General features: G+C 67.0%; 26 protein-coding genes, 1 pseudogene and 1 riboswitch. Of the genes and pseudogenes, 14 read left to right on the top strand and 13 right to left on the bottom strand.

The annotated features are described in order from the left end of the window. Positions 1-22 precede the first annotated feature (22 nt). Complete coding sequence (locus tag E0504_RS11775; protein WP_131624255.1) at positions 23-1,468, top strand: protein adenylyltransferase SelO family protein; 1,446 nt, start codon at positions 23-25, stop codon at positions 1,466-1,468. An 84-nt stretch (positions 1,469-1,552) separates the two neighbouring features. Continuing rightward, positions 1,553-2,986: a succinylglutamate-semialdehyde dehydrogenase gene (gene astD / locus E0504_RS11770; RefSeq protein WP_131624253.1), complete on the top strand. Its 1,434-nt coding sequence runs from the start codon at positions 1,553-1,555 to the stop codon at positions 2,984-2,986. Here astD and E0504_RS11765 read toward each other — a convergent pair. Beyond that, positions 2,983-3,696, bottom strand: coding sequence for a hypothetical protein (locus E0504_RS11765; protein ID WP_131624251.1), 714 nt, complete (start codon positions 3,694-3,696; stop codon positions 2,983-2,985). The genes astD and E0504_RS11765 overlap by 4 nt on opposite strands. A gap of 123 nt (positions 3,697-3,819) precedes the next feature. After that, positions 3,820-4,275, bottom strand: coding sequence for a glycine zipper 2TM domain-containing protein (locus E0504_RS11760; RefSeq protein WP_131624249.1), 456 nt, complete (start codon positions 4,273-4,275; stop codon positions 3,820-3,822). Positions 4,276-4,475: 200 nt separating this feature from the next. Between E0504_RS11760 and rarD the strand changes: the two genes are divergently transcribed. Next, positions 4,476-5,372: an EamA family transporter RarD gene (rarD, locus tag E0504_RS11755; protein ID WP_131624247.1), complete on the top strand. Its 897-nt coding sequence runs from the start codon at positions 4,476-4,478 to the stop codon at positions 5,370-5,372. Here rarD and pyrC read toward each other — a convergent pair. Beyond that, positions 5,347-6,387, bottom strand: a complete 1,041-nt coding sequence (pyrC, locus tag E0504_RS11750) for a dihydroorotase (protein ID WP_131624245.1) — start codon at positions 6,385-6,387, stop codon at positions 5,347-5,349. The genes rarD and pyrC overlap by 26 nt on opposite strands. A 38-nt stretch (positions 6,388-6,425) precedes the next feature. Here pyrC and E0504_RS11745 point away from each other — a divergent pair, with 38 nt between their 5' ends. Further along, complete coding sequence (locus E0504_RS11745; protein WP_131624243.1) at positions 6,426-7,154, top strand: folate-binding protein YgfZ; 729 nt, start codon at positions 6,426-6,428, stop codon at positions 7,152-7,154. Here E0504_RS11745 and E0504_RS11740 read toward each other — a convergent pair. Further along, positions 7,151-7,612, bottom strand: a complete 462-nt coding sequence (locus E0504_RS11740) for a COG3650 family protein (RefSeq protein ID WP_131624242.1) — start codon at positions 7,610-7,612, stop codon at positions 7,151-7,153. The genes E0504_RS11745 and E0504_RS11740 overlap by 4 nt on opposite strands. 129 nt (positions 7,613-7,741) lie before the next feature. On the opposite strand from E0504_RS11740, the gene E0504_RS11735 reads away from it, so the two are divergent. Further along, on the top strand, positions 7,742-8,224 hold the full coding sequence (locus E0504_RS11735; protein ID WP_131624240.1) for a hypothetical protein: 483 nt from the start codon (positions 7,742-7,744) through the stop codon (positions 8,222-8,224). Here E0504_RS11735 and E0504_RS11730 read toward each other — a convergent pair. The 4 genes from E0504_RS11730 to E0504_RS11715 all read right to left on the bottom strand — a co-directional run bounded on the left by E0504_RS11730 (position 8,203) and on the right by E0504_RS11715 (position 10,285). Continuing rightward, on the bottom strand, positions 8,203-8,433 hold the full coding sequence (locus tag E0504_RS11730) for a hypothetical protein (RefSeq protein ID WP_131624238.1): 231 nt from the start codon (positions 8,431-8,433) through the stop codon (positions 8,203-8,205). The genes E0504_RS11735 and E0504_RS11730 overlap by 22 nt on opposite strands. 69 nt (positions 8,434-8,502) lie before the next feature. Continuing rightward, the gene (locus E0504_RS11725) at positions 8,503-8,715 is read right to left on the bottom strand and encodes a cold-shock protein (RefSeq protein ID WP_131624236.1); all 213 of its coding nucleotides are present in this window, start codon (positions 8,713-8,715) and stop codon (positions 8,503-8,505) included. 301 nt (positions 8,716-9,016) lie between these two features. Continuing rightward, the gene (locus E0504_RS11720; RefSeq protein ID WP_165938488.1) at positions 9,017-9,589 is read right to left on the bottom strand and encodes a DUF4142 domain-containing protein; all 573 of its coding nucleotides are present in this window, start codon (positions 9,587-9,589) and stop codon (positions 9,017-9,019) included. Between the two features lie 132 nt (positions 9,590-9,721). After that, positions 9,722-10,285 carry a YbhB/YbcL family Raf kinase inhibitor-like protein gene (locus tag E0504_RS11715; RefSeq protein ID WP_131624232.1) on the bottom strand — a complete coding sequence of 188 codons (564 nt, stop codon included), beginning with the start codon at positions 10,283-10,285 and terminating at the stop codon, positions 9,722-9,724. A 98-nt stretch (positions 10,286-10,383) separates the two neighbouring features. Between E0504_RS11715 and E0504_RS11710 the strand changes: the two genes are divergently transcribed. From E0504_RS11710 to E0504_RS53430, 4 genes are all read left to right on the top strand, one after another. After that, the gene (locus E0504_RS11710) at positions 10,384-10,860 is read left to right on the top strand and encodes a YaiI/YqxD family protein (RefSeq protein ID WP_131624230.1); all 477 of its coding nucleotides are present in this window, start codon (positions 10,384-10,386) and stop codon (positions 10,858-10,860) included. Positions 10,861-10,913: 53 nt separating this feature from the next. Continuing rightward, on the top strand, positions 10,914-11,153 hold the full coding sequence (locus E0504_RS11705; protein ID WP_131624228.1) for a hypothetical protein: 240 nt from the start codon (positions 10,914-10,916) through the stop codon (positions 11,151-11,153). Between the two features lie 33 nt (positions 11,154-11,186). Further along, positions 11,187-12,074: a hypothetical protein gene (locus tag E0504_RS11700; protein ID WP_131624226.1), complete on the top strand. Its 888-nt coding sequence runs from the start codon at positions 11,187-11,189 to the stop codon at positions 12,072-12,074. A gap of 97 nt (positions 12,075-12,171) precedes the next feature. After that, positions 12,172-12,303 carry a hypothetical protein gene (locus E0504_RS53430; RefSeq protein ID WP_282595934.1) on the top strand — a complete coding sequence of 44 codons (132 nt, stop codon included), beginning with the start codon at positions 12,172-12,174 and terminating at the stop codon, positions 12,301-12,303. A gap of 26 nt (positions 12,304-12,329) precedes the next feature. On the opposite strand, the gene E0504_RS11695 is transcribed toward E0504_RS53430, so the two are convergent. After that, positions 12,330-12,533 carry a hypothetical protein gene (locus E0504_RS11695; protein ID WP_131624224.1) on the bottom strand — a complete coding sequence of 68 codons (204 nt, stop codon included), beginning with the start codon at positions 12,531-12,533 and terminating at the stop codon, positions 12,330-12,332. A 118-nt stretch (positions 12,534-12,651) separates the two neighbouring features. Here E0504_RS11695 and E0504_RS54190 point away from each other — a divergent pair. Further along, a pseudogene (locus tag E0504_RS54190) lies at positions 12,652-12,849 on the top strand (Mpo1-like protein); the annotation flags it as partial. A gap of 2 nt (positions 12,850-12,851) precedes the next feature. Here E0504_RS54190 and E0504_RS11685 read toward each other — a convergent pair. The 4 genes from E0504_RS11685 to E0504_RS11670 all read right to left on the bottom strand — a co-directional run bounded on the left by E0504_RS11685 (position 12,852) and on the right by E0504_RS11670 (position 18,103). Next, positions 12,852-13,199 carry a hypothetical protein gene (locus E0504_RS11685; RefSeq protein WP_131624222.1) on the bottom strand — a complete coding sequence of 116 codons (348 nt, stop codon included), beginning with the start codon at positions 13,197-13,199 and terminating at the stop codon, positions 12,852-12,854. A 154-nt stretch (positions 13,200-13,353) separates the two neighbouring features. Continuing rightward, positions 13,354-15,210 (bottom strand): phosphomethylpyrimidine synthase ThiC, encoded by a 1,857-nt coding sequence (gene thiC, locus E0504_RS11680; RefSeq protein ID WP_131624220.1) that lies wholly within the window; start codon positions 15,208-15,210, stop codon positions 13,354-13,356. 29 nt (positions 15,211-15,239) lie between these two features. Continuing rightward, positions 15,240-15,379: riboswitch (TPP riboswitch) on the bottom strand. A gap of 27 nt (positions 15,380-15,406) precedes the next feature. Beyond that, positions 15,407-17,212, bottom strand: coding sequence for an NAD(P)/FAD-dependent oxidoreductase (locus tag E0504_RS11675; RefSeq protein ID WP_131624218.1), 1,806 nt, complete (start codon positions 17,210-17,212; stop codon positions 15,407-15,409). A 126-nt stretch (positions 17,213-17,338) separates the two neighbouring features. Then, the gene (locus tag E0504_RS11670; RefSeq protein WP_207912490.1) at positions 17,339-18,103 is read right to left on the bottom strand and encodes a MipA/OmpV family protein; all 765 of its coding nucleotides are present in this window, start codon (positions 18,101-18,103) and stop codon (positions 17,339-17,341) included. A 242-nt stretch (positions 18,104-18,345) separates the two neighbouring features. On the opposite strand from E0504_RS11670, the gene crtY reads away from it, so the two are divergent. From crtY to E0504_RS11650, 4 genes are read left to right on the top strand one after another with little or no spacing between them, the layout of a single operon-like run. After that, positions 18,346-19,527 (top strand): lycopene beta-cyclase CrtY, encoded by a 1,182-nt coding sequence (gene crtY, locus E0504_RS11665; RefSeq protein ID WP_131624214.1) that lies wholly within the window; start codon positions 18,346-18,348, stop codon positions 19,525-19,527. Further along, the gene (locus tag E0504_RS11660; RefSeq protein WP_131624212.1) at positions 19,524-21,038 is read left to right on the top strand and encodes a phytoene desaturase; all 1,515 of its coding nucleotides are present in this window, start codon (positions 19,524-19,526) and stop codon (positions 21,036-21,038) included. Before crtY ends, E0504_RS11660 begins: the two co-directional genes overlap by 4 nt. After that, a complete protein-coding gene (locus E0504_RS11655) occupies positions 21,035-21,616 on the top strand; it encodes a TIGR00730 family Rossman fold protein (RefSeq protein WP_131624210.1) in 582 nt (193 codons plus the stop codon). Before E0504_RS11660 ends, E0504_RS11655 begins: the two co-directional genes overlap by 4 nt. Before the next feature lie 40 nt (positions 21,617-21,656). Beyond that, positions 21,657-22,700 carry a phytoene/squalene synthase family protein gene (locus tag E0504_RS11650; RefSeq protein WP_207912489.1) on the top strand — a complete coding sequence of 348 codons (1,044 nt, stop codon included), beginning with the start codon at positions 21,657-21,659 and terminating at the stop codon, positions 22,698-22,700. Positions 22,701-22,705: the final 5 nt, after the last annotated feature.

Genomic DNA, 22,705 nt, shown 5'->3' with positions numbered 1-22,705 from the left:
CCCATGCCCCCACTATCGCTTGATGGAACGCGAACCGCAACAGGCCGAACAGCAGGCCTATCAACCGCGGGCACCGCTGATGGAGCTTGTCGAGTGGCTCGCGGACGCCGTCGCCCCGGCCGATTTTCCCGAAACCACCTTGCGCTGGCGCAACGATCGCGCGGCCGCCGGGATCGGCCTGGCGGAGTTGTCGGACGCTGATTGGGTGCGCCATTTCGCGCGGTTCGAACCGTTGGCGGATACGTTGCCCGGCCCGCTCGCGCTGCGCTACCACGGGCACCAGTTTCGGGTGTACAATCCCGAGATCGGCGACGGGCGCGGGTTCACCTTCGCGCAGATGCGCGACGGGCGCGGCCGGCTGCTCGAGCTTGGCACGAAGGGTTCCGGCCGCACGCCGCACAGCCGCACGGCGGACGGCCGCCTGACGCTGAAGGGAGCGGTGCGCGAACTGCTGGCGACCGAGATGCTGGAGGCGTTGGGCGTCAACACCAGCAAGACGTTCTCCATCGTCGAGACCGGTGAGGAACTGGTGCGCGGGGATGAACCTTCCCCCACCCGTTCCGCGGTGCTGGTCCGCCTCAGCCACGGGCACATCCGCATCGGTACGTTTCAGCGGCTGGCGGCGCTGGAGGAGCGGGACCACATGGCGCAGCTGGTGGCATATTGCCTCCGCGAATTCCCCGGACCCCTGCCCCCCGCCGACGCGCCGGGCCGGGATGAGCCCGCGGTGATCTTGCTTCATCAGGTGGTCGAGCGGCTGGCCGACCTGGCGGCCAGCTGGATGGTGGCGGGGTTCGTCCACGGGGTGCTCAACACCGACAACATGAACGTGACCGGCGAGAGCTTCGACTACGGTCCGTGGCGCTGGTTGCCGGAGTGGAATCCGGGCTTTACCGCCGCCTATTTCGACCACGCGGGCCTGTACGCCTTCGGTCGCCAGCCCGAAGCGCTGTACTGGAACTGCGGACAGCTGGCGATGGCGCTGCGCACCCTGGCGGACGGGGCGCCGCTGCTGGCCGCGCTGGAGCGGTTCGGCCCGCTGTACATGGCGAATATCCGCCGCCGCTGGCTGTGGCGGCTCGGCCTCGCCAGCCTGGGCGAGGAGCGCGACACGGCCGTCGTCGCTGCCAGCGAGGCGGCGATGAGCGAAAGCGGCGCGTCACCCGATGCTTTCTTCCACCGCCATCGCCATGGGCGCGCGGCAGAGGGCGCGCTGGCCGTGGCGCTGGCAGACTTTCAGCCAACGGGCGATCCATTGGACAGCGACGAAGCGCCGCCCAGCTTGGTGATCGATCAGGTGGAGCGCATCTGGACCGCCATCGCCGAGCGCGACGACTGGCAGCCATTGACGGCGCAAGTCGCGGCCATCCGGAGTTTCGGAGAGCGGCTCGGCCCCGCTCCCCAGGCTGCGGGGCACGCGGAACCCGGCGCGGCCACTACGCATTCTTCACCACGCCCGGCCATTTGACCGCAAGACCCCCTGCGCTAGAAAGCGCGCGACGTTCATCTTTCGCGCGCGGCCGCGGCGGCGCCTCACTTCGGATATCCTCGATTGCCCAGCAGTGAGATCATTTCCATCGAGCCCGCGACGGGCGCTGAACTGTGGCGCGGCACGCCCGGGAACGTCGACGCGGTGGTCGACCGCGCCCGTCGTGCCTGGCCAGCGTGGGCGGCCCAGCCGCTCGCCACCCGGATCGAATTGTGCCGCCGGTTCGCCAACGAGGTACGCAAGCAAAGCGACACGTTCGCCGAATTGATCGCGCGGGAAACCGGCAAGCCCCTGTGGGAGGCCCGGACCGAGGTGGAAGCGGTCATCGCCAAGGTCGATATCTCGGTCAGTGCCTATGCCGAACGCACCGGCCAGAAACGGCTCGACAGTGCGCTGCAGGGCAGCTCCGCGGTGCGCCACAAGCCCCATGGGGTGATGGCCGTGCTGGGCCCGTATAACTTCCCCGCGCACTTGCCCAACGGTCACATCATCCCGGCGCTGATCGCGGGCAACGTGGTGGTCTTCAAGCCGAGCGAGAAGACGCCCGCGGTGGGCGAATTCCTGGTCGGCTGCTTCCACCGCGCCGGGATTTCCGCTGCGGTGATCCAGCTGCTGGTCGGCGGACCCGGCGAGGGTCAGGCGCTGGTCGCGCACCGCGATGTCGACGGGGTGCTGTTCACCGGTAGCGTGCAGGCTGGCATCGCGATCAACAAGAAACTGGCCACCAACCCCGGCAAGATCGTCGCGCTGGAAATGGGCGGCAACAACCCGATCGTGGTGATCGACACGCCGCTGGTCACCGACGCCGCCATTCTGGTGATCCAGAGTGCGTTCATGACCGCGGGCCAGCGCTGCACCGCCGCGCGGCGGCTGATCGTCAAGGCGAGCTTGTACGATGCCTTGGTGAGCGAGGTGAAGAAGCTGGCCGACCGGATCGTGTACGATCATCCGTTCGCCGACCCCGTGCCGTTCATGGGCCCGGTGATCGACAATAGGGCGGCGGACCAGTTGACCGAAAGCTTCCTGTACCTGCTGTCCAACGGCGGGCGCGCGATCAAGCACATGCAGCGGCCGAGCGAAGACCTGCCCTTCGTCAGCCCGGCGATCATCGATGTCTCGGCCATGACGGACCGCCCGGATGTGGAGCTGTTCGGGCCGCTGTTACAGGTGGTGAAGGTCGACGATTTCGATCAGGCGATTGCAGAGGCGAACAACACCCGCTTCGGCCTCAGCGCCTCGCTCGTCGGGGGCAATCCGCAGGATTACAACCGCTTCTGGGCTAATGTGCGCGCCGGCATCATCAACTGGAACCGCCCGACCAGCGGGGCGAGCAGCAAGGCGCCGTTCGGCGGGCTGGGCCTGTCGGGCAACCACCGGCCGGCGGCGTTCTATGCCGCTGATTACTGCGCTTACCCGGTGGCCAGCACCGAGATGGAGCAGCCCCGCGCCAGCCTGGGCGCAGGGTTTCGCGAGGAAACGCGCAAGCCGGTGACCTAGCGGGTGACCACCGCCAGTTGGGCGATGGTCTCACCACCGCGTTCGCGCAGGCGCAAGTCGAACGCGATTGCGCTGTCCTGCCCTTGGACCACGGCCCACTCCCCCGCCGAGCGGTGAACTGGCGCAAGCCCTGCACCCTGCGCCTTGTGCCAATAGAAGGCGCGCACTTCGTCCAGCGGTACCGGGGTGGTGAAGATCACCGCCAGCACGCGGCACCCGCTGCCGTCACCGCCGGTGGCGGCCTGCGTGGCGCCGCGGGGGTATATCGGCAGCGCTGGCGGCAGGCGCGCAGCCCAGATGGCGGAATTACTCAGCTTCGCCTGGCACGAGGTCCTGTTCTTGAGCAATTCAAGGTGGTCGGCAGGCTCACGATCGTTCGGTAACCGGGCCACCTGCCCCGACGCCTGCGGGACCGGCACCGGCTTGCCGGCACCAAGCAACCTCCGGGCCTCGGCACGCGCCTGTTCGACCGCCTGGTCGCGCGGCGGGAGGATGGGCAGCGGTCCATCGATTTGCACGGTGATGGCGGCCGCCCCTTCGTTGCTGGACGACAGGTCGGGGTCGGTCATCAGCGGTTCGTTCAGCGCCTGAGCAATCGCGGGATCGAGCGGGGCCGGAGCAGCGGGCTGGGTGTCATCGCCGCAGCCCGCAAGGCAAAGCGCCAGAAGACCGAAAAGCGCGCCGCGGATCATCGAAACGGCGTAACCCATCCCGACCGCATAGGAAAGAAGGCGCCTCTTGCCGAAGCAAGAGACGCCTTCCCGCGATCTCCTAGAGAGTTCGCGGCTTGCGACCGTGGGTGGGCACGGTCGCAAAGCTGTTGAGCCTTCCGCCTAGCGGCAGCGGGCGCCGCCATTGTCGATCGAGCGGCCGAGGAGTGCACCGCCCGCCGCGCCGAGAATGGCGCCTAGGGTACGGTCGCCGTTGCGGCCGACAACCTCACGGCCCAGCAAGGCACCCGCCGCGCCGCCGATCAGCAGGCCGGTCGTGCCGTTGGAACGCTTGCAGTAGTACTGGTTGTTGTCGCCGCGCCACACCCGGGTGTTGGCGTAGACGGGCTCACCGTAATAGCTCTGCTGCTGATAATTGCTGCCGCCGTAATAGCGCCGATCCTGACGCTCGTAGTGGCGCTTGTGCTTGCGGGACTGGTTCACGTTCTGGTCGCCCCAGACTGCGCTGTTGGCATAGGCGGCGCTATGCGGCGCGGGCGCGGCCAGCACCGGGGTGGCGATCGCAAGACCCGGGACGGCCAGCGCCAGCGCTGCGCTCTTGAACTGAGAAATCTGCATCGGGTCTTCCTTTCACTCTTGAACGGAGAGGCGGAGTGGAAGCCTCATTTGATGTGTTCATAAATAGCGGGGCGAAGCTGAACGACGCGCAACCAAGGGTGCAGCTTTGAAAAAACTTCACCGGCCGACATTTTTGATCTCGCGCGTCCGTAGGCTGGCGCTTGTGAGGCCGTTGGAGGGAGCCTACGGCCCGCGCCAAGATGAACGATCGCGCCCCCGCCACCCCCTCCGGCTTGCCAGCGGCCCTCGGAGCCTACCTCACGTGGGGCATCCTGCCGCTGTACCTGATTCTGGTCAGCGCGGTCCCGGCGGTCGAGTTCGTCGCCTGGCGGATCGTCTGGACGTTGCCGCTATGCCTGCTGATCGCGGGGCTGCGCCACCAGTTGCCGGAAATCCTGACCGCGCTGCGCGATCCGCGCATCATGCTGACGCTGACGGCCAGCGCGGCGCTGATCGGGGTGAACTGGCTGGTCTATATCTGGGCGATCCAGACCGGCGAGGTCTATGCCGCCAGCCTTGGCTATTACATCAACCCGTTGATTAACGTGCTGCTGGGCACGCTGCTGCTGGGAGAACGGCTGAGCGCGCGCGGGTGGACCGCCGTCGGCGTCGCCGCTGCTGGCATCGCGCTGTTGCTGGGCGGTGCCCTCACCACGCTGTGGATCAGCCTGACCCTGGCGCTCAGCTTTGGCTCGTATGGCCTGTTGCGCAAGCGGGTGCCGGTGGGCGCGCTGCCGGGATTGACGATCGAGTCGCTGATCCTGCTGGCGCCGGCGATCGGGGTGGCAGCGTGGTACGCGGCGTCGCCCGTCGGTTCCTCATTCGGACATGACTCGCAGCTCAGCCTGCTGATCATGCTCGGCGGCGCGCTGACCGCCATCCCGCTATGGCTGTTCGCGGTGGCGGCGCGGCGGATGGCGTATTCCACTCTTGGCTTCGTGCAATTCCTCGCCCCGACGATCGTGTTCATCCTCGGCCTGACGGTGTTCCACAAGCCGCTGCTGCCGGTCCAGCTCGCCGCGTTCGTGACGATCTGGATCGCGATCGCCATCTTCGTGTGGGACCTGCGCGCTAACCGGACGCCAATCGCCACCTGAGCGTCTCGCCCGCGTGAAACGGAACGATCACCGTCTCGCCCGCGGCGATTTCATCGGACACCTGCACTCCCCCGCGCACGAGGGTGACCGTCGCCTCGTTGATCGGCAAGCCGTAGAAGGCCGGACCGTTCAGCGAGGCAAAGCTTTCGAACCGGTCCAGCGCCCCTTCGTCGTCGAACACCTGCAGGTAGCTTTCCAGTGCGAACGGCGCGTTGAAGATGCCCGCACAGCCGCAGCTCGATTCCTTGTCGTGCCGGGGATGTGGCGCGCTGTCGGTGCCGAGGAAGAACTTCGCCGAACCTGACGTCGCCGCCTTGCGCAGCGCGATCCGGTGCCGCTCGCGCTTGGCGACCGGCAGGCAATAGGCGTGCGGACGCATCCCGCCCACCAGCATGGCGTTGCGGTTGAGGTGCAGGTGCTGCGGCGTGATGGTGGCCGCGACGGTGGGGCCGGCAGCCTCGACGAATTGCACCCCGTCCTCGGTCGTCACATGCTCCAGCACGACCTTGAGCGCAGGAAACTCGCGCACGATCCACTGCAGGTGACGGTCAATGAACACCGCCTCGCGGTCGAACATGTCGACCTCGGCATCGGTGACCTCGCCATGCACGCACAGCACCAGCCCGGCCTGCTCCATCGCGCCAAGCACCGGGGCGAGGTGGCGGATGTCGCTGACCCCGTGCGCGGAGTTGGTGGTGGCGTTGGCGGGATAGAGCTTGGCCGCCGTCAGCACGCCTTCGCCCTTGCCGCGCACCAGGTCGGCAGGATCGGTGTGGTCGGTCAAATAGGCGGTCATCAACGGCTCGAACGGCAACCCGTCAGGCAGCGCGGCCAAAATCCGCTCGCGATATGCCTGCGCCGCCGCGGTGGCGGTGACCGGCGGCGACAGGTTGGGCATCACGATCGCGCGCGCGAACTGACGGGCGGTGTGCGCGACCACCCCGTGCAGCATGGCGCCATCGCGCAGGTGGACGTGCCAATCATCGGGGCGGCGGATGGTGAGGGAGTCGGCCATTGCTTCCCCTTATGCGAGCGCGCTCCTATCTGTCACCCATGCCTGCCACCCGCCTGTTCGATCGCGCCATTGTCCGTGTCTCTCCCCAAGCCGAGGGGGAAGATGCGGCGGGCTTCCTGCAAGGATTGCTGACCAACGATGTCGCGGGGCCGCTGCCGGTCTACGCCGGTCTGCTCACCGCCCAGGGCAAGGCGCTGTTCGACCTGCTCGTGTGGCCGGGCGAGGACGGCGCGCTGCTGCTGGACTGCGAAGCGGCGGTGGCGGACGAACTGGTGAAACGGCTGTCGCTTTACCGGCTGCGGCGCAAGCTCGCGATCGAACGCGAGCCGAAACTGGCGGTGCACTGGTCACCGCAGCCCGCCGGCGACGCGCACCCCGACCCGCGGTTGCCCGACCTCGGCAACCGGTGGCTGGCACCGGTGTCAGCTCAGGACGAGGCGGCCGACGCGGCCTGGCGCGCGCACCGCCTGTCGCTCGGTATCGCGGAAGGGCGCGGAGAACTGGGCGACGTGCTGTGGCTGGAGACCAATGCCTCGGAACTGCATGGGGTCAGCTTCACCAAGGGCTGCTACATCGGGCAGGAGAATACGGCGCGGATGAACTGGCGCCAGAAGGTCAACCGGCGCCTGTTTGTGGTTCCACTCGCCCGATCGGCGGAAAACCGGCGCAAGGCCGCGTACCCGGAGCTTGGCCTGGCGGTCGATCTCTTGCGGGTCGAAACCGTCGAGCCGGGGGACGCCCCCGCCTGGATGCAGCTTCGCGATTAGGGCGCCGTCGCGCCGTCCGGCAGCGTCGCCGGTCGCCGCTCAGTCCAGGCGCAGCCCTGGCGTTGTTCACCAAGCACCTGAAGCGTCGCGGTGAACGGATAGGTGCGATCGCTCATCCCGTCGGAACACTGGCCTTCGGTGATCGCCAGATGAAACGGCCGGTCCTGCAAGGTCCCGGTCCATGATACCCCGCCGCGCCCGGCGAAGCGGGTGACGGCAATCGGGGTACCGTCGGGAGTTTCCGGCGTGGAATACGTCAGCGTCGGCCCGGCGACCTGTCCGCCCCAGAACGGCTCCGTGCCGGTGAAGCCCACGGTCTCGTCCGCGCGGATGCCGCTGTATGCCTGCGTCTCGCTCATGTCGCCCGGCATCGAGCCTGCGCCAGACGCAGCCTCCGATCCGCTTCCGGAAGATTGCGCCCCCTGACAGGCGGCGAGCGGCAGCACGGCGAGGAGCATCGCGCGGAGCGGTAAAGTCGGTCGGCGCACAAACGATCTCCTGAAACCCGCTCGTTGTGGCGGGATGCGGGAACACTGCCGAATACAGCGCATTAAAATACCAAAGCAACATTATTGGGAGCGAAAGCCATGCAGGCGACGCCCTTGTTCCTCGGTGCGTGTGCACTCGTTTCGATCGCCGGAATGGTCAGCGGCACCAGCATCAATACCAACCCGATTCAGCGCGGGGGGATCGGCATGGACGAGATCACCCGCCCGGTCATCGATATCGACGCCCCGCTGCGGGATCAGCCATCGCTGCCCGATCACTATGCGATGAAAACGCCCGAAGGCAACGTGGAGGTCGGCGAACTGACGACGCGGGGGCTATACGCGCAGCGCCGGTTCGGCTGGCGTGAAGCGGCATGGAACCCGCCGCCACTGCCCGATTACAGCGTGGAGGATTACAGTTCGGACAATTCGCTGCCGGAACCGGTCCGTGTCGATGCTCAGGAAGCAGCCAATGCGGCAGTGCAGGTGGCGGATGCCGCCCACTATTCAGTCGAGGAGGAGCCCACCCCTGTCGGAGAGGCTCGCCTGATCGACGTGGATCAGGCGCTCGCCGGCGGCTGAAGCGCGGCTTCTTCGGCGGAGCGGCGCTCGGCCCGTTCGCGTTCCGAGGTAACCCGGTCCACCATCACCTTGCGTGCCTGATCCGCCAGGCCGCGCCAGGTCTTGGCTGCCCGCAGATTACGGTCCCGCACGTTGTCCAGCGTTGCCGCGTCCGCTTCGGCCGCAGCCTCGTTGGCGCGGGCGTTGTAGAATTCGAAGGTCTGGCTCAACGGCGATGCTCCTGTTTTGGACGGGCGATAAGCCCCTCCCGGACACGCCGGGAGGGGCCGATCGGTTGATCAGTCGGCAGCGCTCAGGTTGACTGCGCTGGCCTTGCCGTTGCGGCCCTGTTCGATTTCGAAGTTGAGGCGCTGATCCTTGTCGAGCGTCTGCATCCCAGCGGCCTGAACGGCCGAGATGTGCACGAAGCTGTCGGGCGAGCCATCATCGGGCTGGATGAAGCCATAGCCCTTGTCGGTGTTGAAGAACTTTACGGTGCCGGTTTTCGACATGGTGTTTCCTTTCAAGAAACAGGTGGTTCAACCCGCCCGCACTTGCGGACGAGAGGCGTCAGATCGTCTGATGAAAGGAAGTCGTCGTCTGGGTTACGCCAAGGCTCGCTAAAGCGGGGGCGGTCGTCAAAAGTCGAAGTCCGTCGCACATTTCGACGTCAGCGACAGTTGCCTAGCACAGGCATTTAACAAAAGCGAATCAAACACGGTCGTGAGCGGCTGCCCCTCGGCGCGCGACATTCATTTCATCGCAGCGCCGGTGGTGCCGGGGCCGACCAACGGGCCCGCCCCGGCTTGCGGGTCAGTTCAGCCCACGCGCTTCAGCGAGGTGCTTCTCGACAACCGGCGCGGTCTTGCTGGCAAACTGCTTGAGCACCTCGGTATCACCGTTCTGCGCATAGCCCTGCAGGGTCGCCAGCGCCATCTCGTGCGCCTGGACCTGCTGCTGCTTGTAAGTCGCGTCGAACTGGTCGCCGGCATTCTTCAGCGCATCGAGGTTGGACTGCTGCATGGCGTCAAGCTTGGGCGTCACGGTCGCGCCTCTCGCCTGACCCGCGGCAGCCTTGAGATCGGCGGTCGATTTGGTGTGCTCGGTCACCATCATCGTGCCGAAATCCTTGACCGCCTGGCTCTTGCCCATCGACTGCGCCAGCTTGCCCGCTTCGATTTCGAACATGTCGCTCGCCGCCTGCTTGTCGGCGAACGCCTGCGCGGTCATCGCGGAAGCGTCCGCTCCGGCGGGGGTGGCGGTCGTCGTGTCGCCGGCCATGGCAGTATCAGTCGCCACCGCGTCCGCATCGGCGGTGTCGGTCCCTCCGCCGCAAGCGGACAAAGCGAGCGCAGCGGCAGCGGATATCAGCAAGCGATATTTCATGATGGCATCCCTTCGATTGAGTGGAACGGGCATTGAAAGCTCGTGCTCACGCAACCTTCAATCGCCCGTCGGGTTCCACGTAAGGAAAGGGAAAAACCCTGACAATTGTGAGGATTAACCCCTAAGCGAGACCTAGCTTGCCCGGCGATAAGTGCCGGTCAGAACGGCAGCGGCGAGCACGTGCCCTTCCATCGCGTCCACCAGCGCCGACCGCCCGGCACCGGGTTGCAGATCGAGCGCGCGATCGAGCGCGAACAGCTGGAACACGTAATCGTGCACGCCATGGCCGGTGGGCGGATCGGGCGCGAGCCAGCCCGCTTGATTGTACGAGTTGAGTCCCACCATCGGCGGCTCGTCGCCTTCGAACAGATCGCCCGCCTTGCCGTCGAACCCCCAGCCGATCAGGTGCACGAGCGGCTCGGGACTCGGAGCGTCGGGATCCTCGACGATCAGCGCGAGCTGCCGGGTTCCGGCCGGCGGCGCGGTCCACGCCAGCGGCGGCGCGCAGGCATCCTCCTCATCGGCGGTGAACATCGGGTCGAGCTCCTCGCCGTCAGCGAACGCCGCGCTCGTCAGGGCAAAGCCGTCCTTATGCAGCGTGTCCTCGGCGCCCAGCCGTGCAATCGCCAGCTTGCCGTGGCCGGCCCGCACGTTCTTGAGCGCGCGACCGAGGAAAGCGGGGACGTGTTCCAGCATCGTTATTCCTTAAACTTGCAGTTGTGCGAAAAAACCGCGCGAGGCGGGACGGTTCCGCCGTTGGCGGTGGGCGCGAAAGCGCGCTAGGCGACAAAGCCATGGAGCGCCAACCCCCCACCGTGCTGGTCGACGCCGACGCGTGCCCGGTGAAGGACGAGGTGTACCGCGTCGCTCAGCGTCACAAGGCTCTGGTATTCGTGGTCAGCAACTCTCCGTTCCGGGTGCCCGACAGTCCGCTCATCCGCAGGGTCCTGGTGTCGGACGCGTTCGACGCCGCGGATGACTGGATCGCCGACCACGCCTCGCCATCGTCGGTGGTCGTCACTGATGATATCCTGCTGGCCGAGCGGTGCCTCAAGGCAGGCGCCCAGGTCCTGGCGCACACCGGCAAGCCGTTCGACGCCGGCAGCATCGGCGCGGCGATCGCCACGCGTGCCATCATGGCCGACTTGCGCGCCGGGATGGACGGCCCGCTTGGCGGCAGCGGCGGCGGCCCCCCACCGTTCAGCAAGGCCGACCGCTCGCGGTTCCTGCAGGCGCTCGACCAGGCGTTGGTCCGGCTCGCGCGCGGATAGCTTCCGGGAACGCCGCGGCAGAGCGGCTCGTTGCCGGGGGAAGGAGAACCCCCATGGCTGACAAGCACCCGACCCCCGACATGGCGCCCGACGACGGACACAAAGGCGAATACGACGGCACCAGCGGCCCCCGGGACACCCGCGGCGCGGGCGGCGGCGGGCCGGTCGGGCCCAAGGATACCGACGGTTTTCACGGCGGCCAGAGCGGCGCCGCCTATCACGGGCACGGCCAGCTGGGTGAGAAGGATGTCGATGAGCAGGACAACGACAACGGGGTCAGCAAGGACCCCTGAATGCCGCAGGTCCCTGAACCTGACGAGCGCCCGATGAAGCTGAACCACCTGCGCGATCTGACAGTGGAATCCCCGCTCGCTTCCGGGCACGCGTTCGTGTCGGCGGCGAGCGGGATCGTGGTGCGGCAAAACCGGCTGTACGTGGTCGCCGACGATGCCCATTGCCTGGCGGTGTTCACGCTCGACGGCGACAGGCCGGGGGAGTTGATCACCCTCATCGAGGGCGATCTGCCGAGCGACAAGGCGGACCGCAAACGGGCGAAGCCGGATTTCGAGACGCTGGTGGACGTGCCCGGCGCATCGGGAGGCCGCCTGTTGGCGCTTGGCAGCGGATCGACCGCTCAGCGGATGCGCGGGGCGGTCATCGGACTGGGCGACGCTGGCGGACAGTCCCGCGCCCGCCCGATCGACCTTCGGCCGCTGTTCGCCGCGCTGGAGCCGCTGGTGCCGGAGATCAACGTGGAGGGCGCCGTGCTGGCGGGTGACGGGCTGCTGCTGTTCAATCGCGGAAACATGCGCTCACCCGCGTCACACATGCTCGAGGTGCCTTTGGGCGCGGTGCTGGCGGGCGGCCCGGTCAAGGCCTCCGTCCGGGCAGAACTGGCGCTGCCGGTGGTGTCGGGCGTGCCGCTGAACGTGACCGACGCGTGCCGCTTGCCTGACGGCCGCATCCTGCTGTCCACCGTTGCCGAGGAAACGGAGGACAATTACGCCGATGGGGACCTGATGGGCGCCGCCATCGTGGAGCTCGACCCGGAGTTCGCCGTCGCGGCGATCCATCCATTGGACCCGCCTCTCAAGGTGGAAGGCATCGCCATCCGCGAAACGGCCAGCGGGCCCGAGTTGTTGTGCGTGAACGATGCCGACGAACCCTCGGAGCCCTCGGCGCTCTATATCGGGGCATACCCGCCGCGGAGCTGACACCGGACCGCGATCGACCTGTCTGCCGGCTCCTGTCGCTATCCGCCGCCCCTGCGGCTAGAGAGCGCCTAGGCGTCACGTCCAGCGGAGAGAGCAGATGGCCAAGGGTCAGGTTAAATCGAACAAGGAAAAGCGCAAACCCAAGGCGGAGAAGCCCAAGGCCAACGCCTCCACGCCGACCCTGAAGCACGGCGAGGTCAAGGGGCTGGAGAACATGCGCAACAAGTAAGCCGCCCGCCGGCCGCCGGCCGCCGGTCAGTCGGGGGTCTTGCGGTCCGGCTTCGGCGCCGGCTTGCCCGCCAGCTTCGCGCCCTGCCTGGTCTTATGCTCGGCGATCAGTTGATCGATCTCGGCAATCCGCTGGCGCTCGGGCGTGCCCACCGGCAGCCCCTTCAACCGGCAGGTCGCCCACAGCGTCTTGCGTTCGGATTCGAGCTTTTTCGCATACAGATCGGCCATGGGCGTCCTGTGGAACCGCAAGCGGCGGGAGTAAACCCCGCGCCCGACTGGGCGCGCGCCGCTCGCCGGCTCCGCGCCGGGTGGCGGGGATAGCGGTTTTCGCTGTAGTGCTAGCCGCTGGTGGAGGCTGCTGGCGATGCCGGTGGCGGGCTACCTCTTCGCCGTGCTCGCGCACTTCACCATCGAGAAGAACCGCGCCGCGACCTTCACCTACCCCCTATGAAGCCTCGCCGCCGACTTCCGCATTCGGTGGCTGTGGCTGACCGGGCCGCTGAGGCCGGAGTTAAGGGCGGCACGGATTGCAAGGCCTGATTGAACCTACATCTGACAGCTTTCTCTGAGATTGCGCACGAGTTTGTCGTCCATGTCACCCGACCTTGTGCGCACCTCGAGCGTCGTACCAGAGGGGGTAGCGCTCAACATAATTATGATCTTCGGCGTGTTCCCGTAGCCGAGCATCATAACGTCCGACGGCCCCTTTCGTAGTGCGACTGGAACTGCACCGCCAATCTGGGTGATGGCATCAGCGACACAGATTTCCAGATCAAATGGCTGCTTTGGGCTATGCAACGTTGCCCTAATCGGCGTCTCGAGCGTCTCGGTAATCTCATGAGCGGATACGGCCACCGGCGCGGCCAGAATTGAAACGTACAACAAAATTTTCATAAGAAATTTCCGTTTCAGAATGGCCGAAAATTAATCTTTTCCGAGATCGCAGACAGATCGGAAACTCAGTGAAAGTTCAATCGCTCATAGCTCGCGCAACAAGACGCCACTATTTGCTGGCGATTATTTGATTCAGGAAGCAACGGCCCGAAGCTCAATCGTGCTCCCTACCACCGGTCCCAATGTATAGCTCGCGCCCACCCTCGTTATAAACCCGGCTCATCTCAGCCATCCCGGCCTCCGCCTCCTCGGCTGCGACGAACGTCTCCACCCCGGCGTTCTGCTTCGCGGCGAAGTCGCGCACTTCCTGGGTGATCTTCATCGAGCAGAACTTGGGTCCGCACATCGAGCAGAAGTGCGCGGTCTTGGCGCCTTCCGCCGGCAGGGTCTGGTCGTGGTATTGCTCGGCGGTGTCGGGGTCGAGGCTCAGGTTGAACTGGTCGCGCCAGCGGAATTCGAAGCGGGCGCGGCTGAGCGCGTCGTCGCGGACCTTGGCGGCGGGGTGGCCCTTGGCGAGGTCGGCGGCGTGGGCGGCGAGCTTGTAGGTGACCACGCCCACCTTCACGTCGTCGCGGTCGGGCAAACCGAGGTGTTCCTTAGGCGTGACGTAGCAGAGCATCGCGGTGCCGAACCACCCGATCATCGCCGCGCCGATGCCGCTGGTGATGTGGTCGTATCCGGGCGCGATGTCGGTGACGAGAGGCCCGAGGGTATAGAACGGCGCCTCGCCGCACGCCTCCAGCTGCTTGTCCATGTTGGCCTTGATCTTGTGCATCGGCACGTGGCCGGGCCCTTCGATCATCACCTGCACGTCCTGCGCCCAGGCGCGCTTGGTCAGCTCGCCCAGGGTGTAGAGCTCCGCGAATTGCGCCTCGTCGTTGGCGTCCGCGATTGAGCCGGGACGCAGGCCGTCGCCCAGCGAATAGGCGATGTCGTACGCCTTCATGATCTCGGTGATCTCGTCGAAGCGTTCGTAGAGGAACGACTCCTTGTGATGCGCGAGGCACCATTTCGCCATGATCGAGCCGCCGCGGCTGACGATACCGGTCACGCGCTTGGCGGTCATCGGGATGTACGGCAGGCGCACGCCGGCGTGGATGGTGAAATAATCGACGCCCTGTTCCGCCTGCTCGATCAGCGTGTCGCGGAAGATGTCCCAGGTCAGGTCCTCGGCGATGCCGCCGACCTTCTCCAACGCCTGATAGATCGGCACGGTGCCGATGGGGACGGGCGAGTTGCGGATGATCCATTCGCGGGTGTCGTGGATGTTGCGCCCGGTGCTGAGGTCCATGACGGTGTCGGCGCCCCAGCGGATCGACCAGACCATCTTGTCGACCTCGCTCGAGACATCGCTGGCGACCGCGCTGTTACCGATGTTGGCGTTGATCTTGACCAGGAAGTTGCGCCCGATCGCCATCGGCTCGCATTCGGGGTGGTTGACGTTGGACGGGATGATCGCCCGCCCGCGCGCCACTTCGTCGCGGACGAATTCGGGGGTGACGTAGTCGGGAATCTCGGCACCCCAATCCTGGCCGTCGCGTTCGTTCGCGGCGCGCTCGCGGCTGAGGTTCTCGCGCTCCGCCACGTATTCCATCTCGGGCGTGATGATGCCGCGACGGGCATAGTGCATCTGGCTGATGTTGCCGCCGGCTTTCGCCCGCAGCGGCCGGCGCAGTACGGTCGGGAACGGGGGCACGCCGCCTGAACGATCGGGGCCGAGCTGGCCGTTGTCCTCCGGCCGGACCTCACGCGGGGCGTATTCCTCGACGTCGGCGCGAGCGAGCTGCCAGTCGCGGCGGATCATCGGCAGGCCGGCTCGGATGTCGATCGTGCACGCAGGATCGGTGTAAGGACCGGAGGTGTCATACACTCGCACCGGCGGCTCACCGCAAGAGGGTTCCAGCACGATCTCACGCATCGCGACGCCCAGCGGGCCGACATGGACCTTGCGGCTGCCGCGGATGGCTCCCGTCGTGACGCCGATTTCGAGCTTGGAGTTGATGTCCGCCATGCGCAGTTCCTCTGTGGACAGATGGAAAGCGCCTCGCCAGCGACCCTCCCTCCGCCCGTGTTAACGGGTTCAGGTTCGACGGGTCGTGGGTTGCGAAGCCCACCTCTCAGCCAGTTTTGACCGCCTTCGAAATATCTCGATGGCGGCGCAGGCTCCCCGGGGATGCAGGATGGATAGGCTCGTGCCGGCGGGCTGTCTAGGTGAACTCCAGACCTTCGAACCGGCCCGATTTCCGCCACGCATCAATGTGCGCGAAGTACGCCAGCGCGCCGCCGGGGTGGCCGACGAACAACGGCGCGTCCTCGCCCCAGCCCTTGCCCTCGTTGTTGTAGTATCCGGGCGTGCACTCCGTGCTGCCGATCGCGCGCGCGGGGCCCGTGCGCAGCAGGTCGAGCCAGGCCTGCTCGGCCTCAGCCGTCGGCTCCACCGTCGCCGCGCCGCGCTCCTCGGCGGCGGACACCACGCTGGCGATGGTATCGGCGTGGTCGACGATGTTGTGCGGCACGTTGGCGATGAAGTTGGCCGCTTGCGCCGGCTGGACCATGAACAGGTTGGGAAAGCCGTTGATGTGCAACCCGTGGAGCGTGCGCATCCCCCCGGCCCAGTATTCCGACAGCGTTCGCCCGTCCCGCCCCACCGCGTCGAACCCGGCGCGCGCGACGTAGTCGGTCGAAACCTCGAACCCCGAGGCGTAGATGATGCAGTCGACCTCGTACTCGGTGCCGTTGGCCATCACGCCCTTTTCGGTGATCGCGGACACGCCCTGCCCATCGGTGTGGATCAGCTTCACGCCGGGCCGGTTGAACGCCTGCAGGTATTCGTCGTGAAAGCACGGCCGCTTGCACAACTGGCGATACCATGCCTTCAGGTCGTCGGCGGTGTTCGGATCGTTGACCAGTTCCTCGGCGCGGCGGCGGATCTGCTCCATCTTCTCGTAATCGGCATCCTCGAACGCCGCCATCATCCGGGCGGGGGTCCACTCGGACGGCGGCACGGTGCGCAGGTTGGCGCGCATCCGCTTGGCAAGATCGGTCCACCCGTCCTTGACAAGGTCTTCGGCCGGGAAGCCGGCGCCGAGGTTGGCGGCGAAGTTGTCCTGCCATTTGCGCTGCCAACCCGGCTCCGCGACGCTGGCGAACCAGTCGTCATCCAGCGGCGCGTTGTCGCGGCGGTCGACTGATGACGGGGTGCGCTGGAACACGTACAGTTCCTTCGCATCGCGCGCCAGGTGCGGCACCGCCTGGACCGACGTCGCGCCGGTGCCGATGATCGCCACCCGCTTGTCGGCAAGACCCGTCATGGGCGCGCCTTCGGGGTTGCCGCCGGTGTAGGCATAATCCCACCGGCTGGTGTGGAACGCCTTGCCCCTGAAGGTCTCGATTCCCGGCAGACCCGGCAACTTGGCGACGTGCAGCGGCCCGGTGCCCATGCCGACGTACTTGGCGGTGAACGTATCGCCGCGGTTCGTGCGCACGGTCCACAGCTTGTCGCCCTCGTTCCATTCCAGGCCCGTCACCTCGGTATGGAACAGCGCCTTGTCGTACAGGCCGAAAGTCTCGCCGATGCGGCTGCAGTGGTTGCGGATCTCGGGCGCGTGCGCGTACTTCTCGCTCGGCATGTGGCCGGTTTCTTCGAGCAGCGGCATGTAGATCATGCTCGCGGTGTCGCACTGCGCGCCGGGGTACCGGTTCCAGTACCAGGTGCCGCCGAAATCGCCGCCCTTCTCGACGATACGCACATCGGTGATCCCGGCCTGCTTCAGCCGCGCGCCGACGACCAGCCCCGCGAACCCGCCGCCGATGAAAGCGAACGTCACGTGATCGGTCAGCGGCTCGCGCGGGGTGATCGGGGTATAAGGGTCAGCCGCCAGCTCGGCGAATTCGCGTTCGAGCCGCAAATACTGCGACGAACCCTCGGCCCGCAGCCGCTTGTCGCGTTCTTCGGCGTACTTGGCGCGCAGGGCGTCCTTGTCGATCGTGGTGGCTGTCGCCGGCGCGTGCATGCGTGATCCTCTCCCGCCCGTTATCGGGCCTCTGATCGAGGATGGCGGAGCGGCAGATTCGTTGCAAGCGGCAACCGACCGCGCGCGCCAGTGAGCGCCCGCGCCTGGTCGTACCCCGTCCGAAGATCAGAAGGTGTAGCCGACTCCCACCGCCGTGAACCACTGGTCGGCGCTGCCGCGAATGCTGGTGAACGGCGTGCGTTTGGCATCGCCAAGCATCCGCGAATAACCGCCGATCAGCACCGCCGACAGGCCCCCGTTGGTCAGGTCGCCATCGAAATCGAACGCCGTCAGCAACGTCGCGCCCGCCTTGTTCCAGCCGCCGTCGGCGTTGTAGACCGGCAATCCGCTGGCGACGCTCTGCGCCGGGCTCACCGAATAGTAATAGCGCGCGAAGTCGTCGTCGCCATGCTCCGCCGACAGCGACAGCGAGGCTGCCATTCCGCGGCTGAGAGGGGTGAAGTAAGTGACCGACGGGGTGAAGGTCATCCCTTCGTGCGCCCCGCCCACGTCCCACAGCGCATCGGCGCCGAAGCTGAGCGAATCGTAAGGGTTCAGCACCCGCGGCAGACTGATCCCGGCGTTGGCGCCGACCTCGATCGCGGTATCCAGCTTGCCCGCGGCGCGGACCACCGGATCCTTGATCTGCCGCGCGCGGTTGGTGCGCACGCGTGCCACCGGCCCGAAGGCGAAGCCTACCCCGTCTGCCGCGTCGGGGATGAAATCGACCGCGAGACCCGCCGGGCGCGGCTGGATGCCGATCCCCGCGACCCGGCCCTGGACGATCGGCGCGGGGAAGGCGACGTAATCGTCCGACCCGTCATAGCTGGGGCCATAGCCAACCCCCACGCCCAGGCTGATCCAGGTATCATCATAGACGGTGTCGGTCATGTCGATGTCCGCCGGCGGCCCGGAAGAGGCGCCGCTGTCCTGCGCCAGCACCGGCGAAGCGGCCAGCGCGACGGACAGGCACGCGCCCGAAATAATAGTCCTCATGTTCATGTACCCCTGTTGTACCGAAGCAAACCGTTCACGGGTGCCAGCGTTCCTGACCGACCCGCCCCGGGATGGCGCGCTGCGCGAACGACGGGAGGCGTTGCCGGATGCGCCGATGCGTCCTAGGGCAGGGGCGCATGAACGGGCGCTCGACAGATATCGCGATCGCCGGCGGCGGTCTGGCCGGAGGGCTGATCGCGCTGGCGCTGCGGCAGGCGCGCCCGGATCTCGCAGTGACGGTGGTCGAGGGCGGCGAAACTCTGGGCGGCAACCATCGCTGGAGCTGGTTCATAACCGACCTGGACCACGCCGGCACCGCATTGCTCGATCACTTCGAACCGGCCCGATGGAACGGCTATTCGGTGCGCTTTCCCGCCCACTCGCGCGAGTTGAGCACCCCGTACCGATCATTGAACTCGGCCGCGTTCGACCGCGCACTGCGGCGCCTGCTGCCGCGAGAGGCGATCCGCACCAGTTGCCCGATCGCCGCGCTCGACGCTGCCGGGATCGTGCTTTCGGGCGGGGAGCGGATCGCGGCACGGACGGTGATCGATGCGCGCGGGATCGACGCCGCGCCTTCGCTGGCTGGCGGCTGGCAGGTTTTCATGGGCCGGCATCTGCGCACGCGCGTGCCACACGGACTGGACCGGCCGATCATCATGGACGCTGCCGTCGCGCAGCATGGCGCCTATCGGTTCGTCTACACGCTTCCCCTGACGCCGGACGAATTGTTCGTCGAAGACACCTATTACGCCAACAGTCCGGCGCTCGATCCCGCCGTGCTCGCGCCGCGGATTGATCGATACTGCGCGCGCAACCGTTGGGAGGGCGCCACGGTCGCTGAGGAAACGGGCGTGTTGCCGGTCATCACCGGCGGAAACTTCGCCGCGTTTCAAGCCGCGCACCGCACCCCCGGGGTCGCCGTGGCCGGAGCGCGCGGCGGGTTTGCGCACCCGCTGACCAGCTATACCCTGCCGTTCGCGGCCGAAACCGCGCTGGCGATCGCGAGCAGCGCCGATCTGCCCGGATCCGTGCTCGCCGACCTGCTGGAGGGCCGCGCCCGCGACCACTGGCAGAACACGATTTTCTACCGCCGCCTGGGCCGGATGCTGTTCGGCGCCGGCGCGGCGGACGATCGCTACAAGATCTTTGAAAGGTTCTATCGCTTGCCACACCCGCTGATCGAACGCTTCTACGCCGCCCGCTCCACCCGCCTTGACCAGGCGCGGGTGCTGCTGGGCAAACCCCCGGTGCCCGTGCTGGGCGCGATGCGCGCGCTCGCCACCGCGGGACCGTCGCTGGCGAGGGCTGCGGCATGACCGCCCATGCCCAGCCGCAATCGGAAGGCGGCAAGCGCGCCTGCATCATCGGCGCAGGCTTTGGCGGGCTGGCGCTCGCCATCCGGCTGCAATCGGCCGGTATCAAGACCACGGTGGTGGAGGCGCGCGACAAGCCCGGCGGCCGCGGATATTACTGGGAGCGGGACGGCTTCACGTTCGACGCCGGCCCGACCGTCATCACCGATCCCGACTGCCTGAAGGAACTATGGGCGCTGTCCGGCCACGACATCGCGGCCGATGTCGAACTGATGCAGGTCAGCCCGTTCTATCGCCTCAACTGGCCCGACGGCGTGAACTTCGATTATTCGAACGACGAAGCGGGACTACGCGCGGAGATCGACCGCGTCGCGCCGGGTGATTACGCAGGGTATGAGGATTTCCTGCGCTATTCCGCCGGGGTGTACGAGCAGGGTTACGTCAAGCTCGGCGCCAAGCCGTTCCTCGATTTCGCCAGCATGATCAAGGCCGCCCCGGCGCTCGCCAAGTATCAGGCGTGGCGGTCGGTCTATTCGATGGTGTCGAGTTACATCAAATCGGAAAAGCTGCGCGAAGCGCTCTCCTTCCACACCCTGCTGGTGGGGGGCAATCCGATGACCACCAGCGCGATCTACGCGCTGATCCATAAGCTGGAGAAGGACGGCGGCGTGTGGTGGGCGCGCGGGGGCACCAACCGGCTTGCCGCCGCGATGGTGCGCCATATCGAGCGGCTGGGCGGCGAGGTGCGGCTGCACGATCCGGTCACCCGGGTGCACACGATCGGCGACCGCGCGACCGAGGTGGAAACGCAGAGCGGCTGGCGCGAACGGTTCCACGCCGTCGCCAGCAACGGCGATCTGGTCCACACCTATCGCGACCTGCTGGGGCAGACCCGGCGGGGCACGGACCAGGCGCGCAAGCTCGCCAGGAAGCGCTTCAGCCCGTCGCTGTTCGTCGTCCATTTCGGGCTGGAGGGTACCTGGCCCGGCATCCCGCACCACATGATCCTGTTCGGTCCGCGCTACAAAGGGTTGCTCGACGACATCTACGAACACGGCGTGCTGCCGCAGGACTTCTCGATCTATCTCCATCACCCCACGGTGACCGATCCCAGCATGGCGCCCCCGGGCAAGAGCACGTTCTATGCGCTGGTGCCGGTCGCCCACATGGGCAAGCTGGCGGTGGACTGGGACGAAGTCGGTCCGATGCTGGAAAAGCGCATCCTCGACGAACTCGGCCGCCGGCTGATCCCCGACATCCACGATCGGATCGTGACCAAGTTCCATTACGCGCCCAGCGATTTCGCGAGCGACCTCAACGCCCACCTGGGCAGCGCGTTCAGCCTGGAACCGGTGCTGACCCAAAGTGCTTATTTCCGGGGCCATAACCGGGATGACGTGATCAGGAACTTCTACCTCGTAGGTGCCGGCACGCATCCGGGCGCGGGCATTCCGGGCGTGGTGGCGAGCGCGAAGACCACCGCGGGACTGATGATCGAGGTTCTGGCGCAATGAAGCGGCTGGCTGTGTATTGCGGATCCGCCACCCCCGCCGATCCGCGCTACATCGAACTGGCCAGCGACGTCGGCCGCGGGCTGGCGGAGCGCGGGATCGGGGTGGTCTATGGCGGAGGCCGGCTGGGCCTGATGGGGGCGGTCGCCTCGGGTGCGCTGGCAGCGGGTGGAGAGGTCATCGGGGTCATCCCCGAAGCGCTGGCCGGCTCCGAAGTGGCCAACCGCGACTGCACCGAGCTTTATACCGTCGGCGGAATGCACGAGCGCAAGCAGCGCTTCACCGACCTTTCCGACGGGTTCGTCACCATCCCCGGCGGGGTCGGCACGATGGACGAATTGTGGGAGGCCGTCAGCTGGGCGCAGCTGGGCTATCACACCAAGCCCGTCGGCCTGCTCAATTCGTTCGGGTTCTACGATCACCTGATCGCGTTCAACCGCCACATGGCGGACGTCGGCTTCGTCCGGCCGGCGCACCAGAACATCATCGTCGCCGCCGACACCTTGCCCGACCTGCTCGACAAGATGGCCGCCTACCGCCCGCACACGCCGATCTTCCAGATGAGCGCGAGCGAACTGTGAGCCAGCCGCGATGAGGAAGCCAAGGCGGGTCGTTCCCCGGATGCTGGCGCCCAGCCGCATCCTGCGCACCACCCCGTCCCAGGCCGGCGGGGGGCGCGAGCGGGAGGACCTGGTCGATTATGCCGAACACGCGATCGCCAAGGGGTCGCGCAGCTTCGCCCTCGCCAGCCGCCTGTTCGACCGCGACACGCGCGAGAAGGTGTGGCTGCTCTATGCCTGGTGCCGCCGGTGCGACGACCTGGCCGACAACCAGGATCACGGCGGTACGCTGGGCGAGGAGGAAGGCGCCGAGCGCCGGCTGACCGCGATCCGCCTGCTGACCGAGCGGGCTTTCGAAGGGCTGCCTACCGCCGATCCCGCGTTCGACGCGTTCGGCCTGGTGGCGCGCGAAAGCGGCCTCACCCGCGAAATGGCCGAAGACGTGATCATGGGCTTCGAGCTCGATGCGCGCGGCTGGCGACCCCGCAGCGAGGCTGACCTGGCGCGCTATTGCTATCACGTTGCCGGCGCGGTGGGCGTGATGATGGCGCAGGTCATGGGGGTGCCGCGCGACGATTCCTGGATGCTCGACCGGGCGTGCGACCTTGGCCTGGCATTTCAGCTCGCCAACATCGCCCGCGACCTAGACGAGGATGACAAGGCCGATCGCTGCTACCTGCCGGTCGAGTGGCTGGTCGAGGAGGACATCGAACCCGGCCAGCACCTGAAGCCGCATCACCGGCAGGAACTGACCGACATGGCCGCGCGGCTGATCCGGCGGATGGAGCGGCACGAGGCGTATGCCCGGCTCGGCGCGGCCAAGCTGCCGTTCCGCCAGCGTTGGGCAATCCTGGCGGCGGCGCGCATCTATGGCGCGATCGGGCGGCGGGTCGTGGAACTGGGGACACGCGCGTGGGATCACCGGGTGGTGATCGGCCGGCTGGAAAAACTGCGCCACGTCGCCGCCGCGTTCGGCGAGGCGGTGCGCAACAAGCCGGAAGTACCGCCCGAGCCGCCCGCCTGGACCCGCGGCGCGATCCTGATCGACGTGCGCATGGCCCAGCCCATTCCGCCTCCGCCGATGAAGCCACTCGCCGACGAGTGAGCCGC

The organism is Parafrankia sp. BMG5.11, from assembly GCF_004337455.1.
The sequence above is the reverse complement of the archived record's forward strand: the minus strand, read 5'-3'. Positions and strand labels throughout refer to the sequence as shown.